The sequence below is a fragment of the Streptomyces silaceus genome, assembly GCF_001419745.1.
Taxonomy (GTDB): domain Bacteria; phylum Actinomycetota; class Actinomycetes; order Streptomycetales; family Streptomycetaceae; genus Streptomyces; species Streptomyces silaceus.
In genome coordinates this window covers 1-3,290 of the sequence record NZ_LIRJ01000599.1, presented here as the reverse complement: position 1 = coordinate 3,290, position 3,290 = coordinate 1, and the positions used below count along the sequence as shown (strand labels likewise).

The window sequence follows — 3,290 nt, the reverse complement described above, 5'->3', positions numbered from 1 at the left end:
TCGTACATCGCGGGCCGCGCGGTCGGCGCCGTCGACCTGACACCGGGACCCGGCGCGGGACGGCCCTTCGTGTTCTTCGCGCGGCCCGCGATGTACGACGACAGCACCACCCGGCTGCGCCCCGTCGGCGCCTGGGTCCGCCCCCGCGCGGCCGCCGCCGCGGCCTGCGTCGTCATCGGGCTCGGCCTCATCGGCGGCGCGGTGACCGGGAGTTGGCTGACCGGCGAGTCCGCGGCAGGCGGTGCCCGGCGCAGCGCCTACACCGTCACCGGCGACCTCTGGCACAGCGTCCCCGTCGACCGCCTCTTCCCGCCCGCCCTCAAGGGCGACGGCGCGGGCCCCGGCGGCGCCGACCGCTCCTGGACCCGGATCGCCGTCGCCCCGGACAGCGGCTGCGGGGCCGCCTTCGACCCGCTGCTCCAGAAGGCCCTCGCGCCCGCCGGCTGTCTGCGGCTGCTGCGCGCCACGTACACCGACGCCACCCGCAGCCATGTCACCACCGTGGGGCTGCTGTTCACCAAGGCGGACGCCGACGCCATGCAGGCGCTGCGGAACCGTTTCACGGAAGAGGGGCTCGACCGGCGCCCCGACCTCATGCCCCGGCCGTACGCCGCCAAGGGCACCGCCGCCGCGGACTTCGGGGACGCCCAGCGCGCCTCCTGGACCATCTCCGTGCTCCCGGACGCGCCCGTCGTCGCGTACGCCGTGACAGGATTCGCCGACGGCCGCACCGTCACCGAACCGGAGCCCGCCACCGAGGCCATGGGGAGCGACACCACGTCGGCGCCCGCCCAGGCCGGTCTCGGCCACGAGGCCAAGGGCATCGCCGACCGCGTCGAGCGGGGCCTGCGCAAGACCATCGCGGCCGCGGAGAAGAAGCGGTGAGCGCCGCGCCGCGGGCCGCGCACAGGACGGCCGCCAACAGGCCCGTGGAGGAGGCCTCATGAGGATCCGTCAGCCGCTCGTCGCCGTCGTGGCCGCCGCCTCGCTGGCCCTCACCGCCCCCACCGCGTACGCCAACGACGGCATCCGCGCCCAGCAGTGGGCCCTCGACGCCATGCACACCAGCCAGGCCTGGCAGACCACCAAGGGCAAGGGCATCACCGTCGCCGTCCTGGACACCGGCATAGACGCCGACCACCCCGACCTCGCGGGCAACGTCCTCGAAGGCGAGGACATGGTCGGCTTCGGCGCGCGGCGCGGCGACCGCCCCTGGGCCCGGCACGGGACCGCCATGGCGGGCATCATCGCGGGCCACGGACACGGCGCGGACCGCGGCGACGGCGTGCTCGGCATCGCGCCCGAGGCGAAGATCCTGCCCGTCCGCGTGATCCTGGAGGACGGCGACCCCGCCCGCAAGAAGGCCCGCAACACCCGGGGCAACGCCCTCGCCGAAGGCATCCGCTGGGCCGCCGACCACGGCGCCGACGTCATCAACCTCTCCCTGGGCGACGACTCCAAGTCCGCCCACCCCGAACCGGCCGAGGACGCCGCCGTGCAGTACGCCCTCAAGAAGGGCGTCGCCGTCGTCGCCTCCGCGGGCAACGGCGGCGAGCGCGGCGACCACGTCTCCTACCCGGCCGCCTACCCCGGTGTGATCGCGGCGACCGCCGTCGACGAGAACGGCAACCGCGCCTCCTTCTCCACCCGCCGCTGGTACGCCACCGTCGCCGCCCCCGGCGACGACATCGTCATCGCCGACCCCGACCGCAAGTACTACGAGGGCTGGGGCACCAGCGCCGCCTCCGCCTTCGTCTCCGGAGCCGTCGCCCTGATCCGCGCCGCGCACCCCGGGCTCACGCCCGCGCAGATCAAGCAGCTCCTTGAGGACACGGCCCGTGACGTCCCGGCGGGCGGCCGCGACGACTCCCGCGGCTTCGGCCTGATCGACCCGGCGGCCGCGCTCACCCGTGGTGCCGAGCTGAAGCCGCAAGGGCTGCGCGCCGCCTCCTACGACAAGGCCTACTTCGGCCACGGCCCCGACACCGCGGACGGCGACGACGGGCCGGCGGGCTGGGTCGGTCCGCTCGCGGGCGGCCTCGGCGTCGGCCTGCTCGCGGCGGGCGTCTACCTCTGGCGGGGCAGGCCGGTCCGCAGGCGTCCGGACGCGACGTTCTAGGACCCCCGCGCGGCCCCGGGACCGGCCGTCGCCGCGGGAGCGGGCCTCTGTAGGGTCGGACCGTGGCGAACATGGCGAACAAGAACATTCCCGACCCGGGCTTCTCCGACGACGACGGCACGGCCGACCCGCGGCTGGCCGCGGCGCTCGCCGCCTGGTCCGCGGACCGCACGGCCCACGGGCCGGTCCTCGCGGCCCTCGCCGGGGCCCGGCTCCTCGTCCCCGTCGTCGCCGTGCTCGGCGAGGTCGAGGAGGACGAGAACGGCCTGCGCCGCGAGAAGACCAGCGACATGGCGGTCCCCACCCTCAAGGCCGGCGACCGCAAGGCGCTGCCCGCGTTCACCTCCATCGAGGCCCTCGCGCTGTGGGACCCGGCCGCCCGCCCCGTCGCCGTGCCGCTGCACCAGGCGCTCCAGGCCGCCGCCCACGAGCAGGCCGACACGATCGTCCTCGACCTCGCCGGACCGGTCCCCTACGAGCTGGGCCGCTCCGCGCTGCTCGCCCTCGCCGAGGGCCGGGCCAGCGCCGACCCGCTCGCCGACCCCGCCGTCACCGAGGCGGTGCGCGCGGCCGTCGCCGCCGAGCCCGCCGTGCTCCGCGCCCACCTCGGCCCCGGCCGCGCCGACGGCACCCTCGCCCTCGTCCTCGACCCGGCCGCGGACCCGGCCGAGGCGGCGCAGCGCGTGGCACGGCTGATCGCCGCCGACGAAACACTGAGGGCCCGCCTGGTGCGCGGCCTCGACCTGGCACTGCTGCCTGCCGAGGCGACGCCACCGGGCGAGCCCCTCTACGTACGTACGGTGTGAAGGCTCAGCCGAAGACCGGACCCGTGTACTTCTCGCCGGGGCCCTGGCCCGGCTCGTCGGCCACCAGCGACGCCTCGCGGAACGCCAGCTGCAGCGACTTCAGGCCGTCGCGCAGCGGCGCCGCGTGGAAGGAGCTGACCTCCGTGGCGCTCGCGTCGAGCAGACCGGCCAGCGAGTGGATCAGCTTGCGGGCCTCGTCCAGGTCCTTGTGGCCCTCGCCGCCCTCGGCCAGGCCGAGGTTCACGGCGGCGGCGCTCATCAGGTGGACCGCCACCGTCGTGATCACCTCGACCGCGGGGACGTCCGCGATGTCACGGGTCAGGGTGTCGAAGTCGGGGGAGCCGCCGGCGGGGGACTCGGGGGCG

At 76.2% G+C, this 3,290-nt stretch carries 3 protein-coding genes and 1 pseudogene; 3 read left to right on the top strand and 1 reads right to left on the bottom strand.

From position 1 onward, the window contains the following. The 3 genes and pseudogenes from AOK22_RS37440 to AOK22_RS37430 all read left to right on the top strand — a co-directional run. Positions 1-885 (top strand): annotated as a pseudogene (locus AOK22_RS37440) (hypothetical protein); the annotation flags it as partial. 58 nt (positions 886-943) lie between these two features. Beyond that, positions 944-2,119: a type VII secretion-associated serine protease mycosin gene (gene mycP, locus AOK22_RS37435; protein WP_055703117.1), complete on the top strand. Its 1,176-nt coding sequence runs from the start codon at positions 944-946 to the stop codon at positions 2,117-2,119. 71 nt (positions 2,120-2,190) lie between these two features. Next, positions 2,191-2,925, top strand: a complete 735-nt coding sequence (locus tag AOK22_RS37430) for an SseB family protein (protein ID WP_055703116.1) — start codon at positions 2,191-2,193, stop codon at positions 2,923-2,925. Positions 2,926-2,929: 4 nt separating this feature from the next. On the opposite strand, the gene AOK22_RS37425 is transcribed toward AOK22_RS37430, so the two are convergent. Continuing rightward, positions 2,930-3,290, bottom strand: a 361-nt coding sequence (locus AOK22_RS37425; protein WP_055703115.1) for a DUF1844 domain-containing protein, incomplete at its 5' end; no start/stop codon positions are given.